The sequence below is a fragment of the Nitrospira sp. genome, assembly GCA_016788885.1.
In the GTDB taxonomy this organism is placed as follows: Bacteria; Nitrospirota; Nitrospiria; order Nitrospirales; family Nitrospiraceae; genus Nitrospira_A.
In genome coordinates, this window is the sequence record JAEURX010000030.1 from 1 (window position 1) to 1,530 (window position 1,530).

Annotated in this window: 3 protein-coding genes; all 3 read right to left on the reverse strand. The window is 61.4% G+C overall.

Going from position 1 to position 1,530, the window contains the following annotated elements:
- A partial coding sequence (locus tag JNL86_08325; protein MBL8042909.1) for a transposase family protein occupies positions 1-240 on the reverse strand: 240 nt, incomplete at its 3' end.
- A 71-nt stretch (positions 241-311) separates the two neighbouring features.
- Positions 312-1,139, reverse strand: a complete 828-nt coding sequence (locus JNL86_08330) for an IS3 family transposase (GenBank protein MBL8042910.1) — start codon at positions 1,137-1,139, stop codon at positions 312-314.
- Positions 1,136-1,462 (reverse strand): DUF1153 domain-containing protein, encoded by a 327-nt coding sequence (locus JNL86_08335; GenBank protein ID MBL8042911.1) that lies wholly within the window; start codon positions 1,460-1,462, stop codon positions 1,136-1,138. Before JNL86_08335 ends, JNL86_08330 begins: the two co-directional genes overlap by 4 nt.
- Between the last annotated feature and the right edge of the window lie 68 nt (positions 1,463-1,530).

Below are 1,530 nucleotides of genomic sequence, written 5' to 3' on the forward strand. Positions count from 1 at the left end.
ATGTAGATGCACGCCGTACTGTGCCGCCCAGGCATCCAGCGCGGTCCCTGCGAATTCGGGGCCGTTATCCACGATCAGCGTCTCGGGCAGCGGGCGACTCAGAAACAGCCGATCCAGAATCCGACAGACCCTCGCGCCGCCCATAGACACATCCACCGCGATCACCGGCACCTCTTTTGAGCACGGATCGGTCATCGTCAAACATGTGTACCGGCGCCCCGTCACCAATCGGTCATGCACAAAATCCAGGGCATAGCAGCGCCCTGGCTGTGTCGGCCGAGGGAGCGCGATACTGTAGTGCTCCCTTGAAATCAAGCCACCTGGGTTACGTGTTGCGCCCGATATTGGACCGGGCTCCGATAGCCTAATGCCTGATGTGGGCGCTCCTGGTTGTACCACTGCAGCCACGCTCGAATGACGCGTCGCGCGTCTTCGAATGTCCGAAACACGTGCTGCCAGACACATTCTTCTTTGAGACTGCGGAAGAACCGTTCGATGATCCCATTTTGTTCCGGCGTATACGGCGTGATGAACTCCTGCGTCAGCCGATAGTCCCGACACGCTTGCCGAAATCGCCGACTCTGGAAGATCAGGCCGTTGTCGCTCCGCAAGACCGGTGCCCCCTCGGGCCGCAGCGTCCCAAACCGCGCAAGACAGGCGGCTTCCACCGCACGCTCGGCCTCCTTCGCCCGACTCCGTAAGGCGAACTCGTACCCAATCACTTCCCGGTCGTGACAATCAATCACGGCTGCGAGATGCGTCCAGCCGTCTTGCCCACAGGGAATATGCGTCACATCCATGGCCCACCGTTCATTGCTCCGACTGGCCCGACTCACCCAGCCCTGCACACGAGGACGTGGGGTGGCGACGCGTTGATGCACGAACCACCCCTTCTGTTTGAGGACACGATAGACCACCTTCCGATTGACGACGACCCCATCCCGGCAGCGCAACAGCGCCCACAAGCGCCGATATCCAAAGGTGGGATACTGCTGAATCCACTCGCGCAACCGCTCCGTCCACGGCGGGTCAGCTGCTTTCCGGCGCCCCGTCCCCTTGAGGCGATGCAGCCCGGCGCGGCTCACTCCAAGCACCTGACAGCTCCGCCGCTCTGAGACACCCGACCGCGTGCCTCTCACGCGTCGGATGTCTTCCGGTCCAAAGGGTAGGGCTTCAATGCCTCCCGTAAGATATCGTTGTCGAGGACGAGATCCCCGATCTTCTGTTTGAGCTTCTTGATCTGCTCGTCCTTCACGGCCTCTTCGTCGCGTGGTCGGCTGCGGAGCGCGTTCTCCGCGCCGAGTAGAAACTTCTCTCGCCAGTCGTCGACCTCGGCAACCGTCAGCCCATACGTCCGGGCCGCTTCGGCGACCGAGGTCTCGCCCTTCAGAATACTCACGACCAACGCGACGCGTCGTTTGGCCGTCCACCGTTCAATGGGTTCTGGTGATTCGGATGCCATTGTCCACCTCCTCGGTCCGCTCAGGACCATGTCGTGAAGGTGGTCTCAATTGCAAGGGGAGCACGATA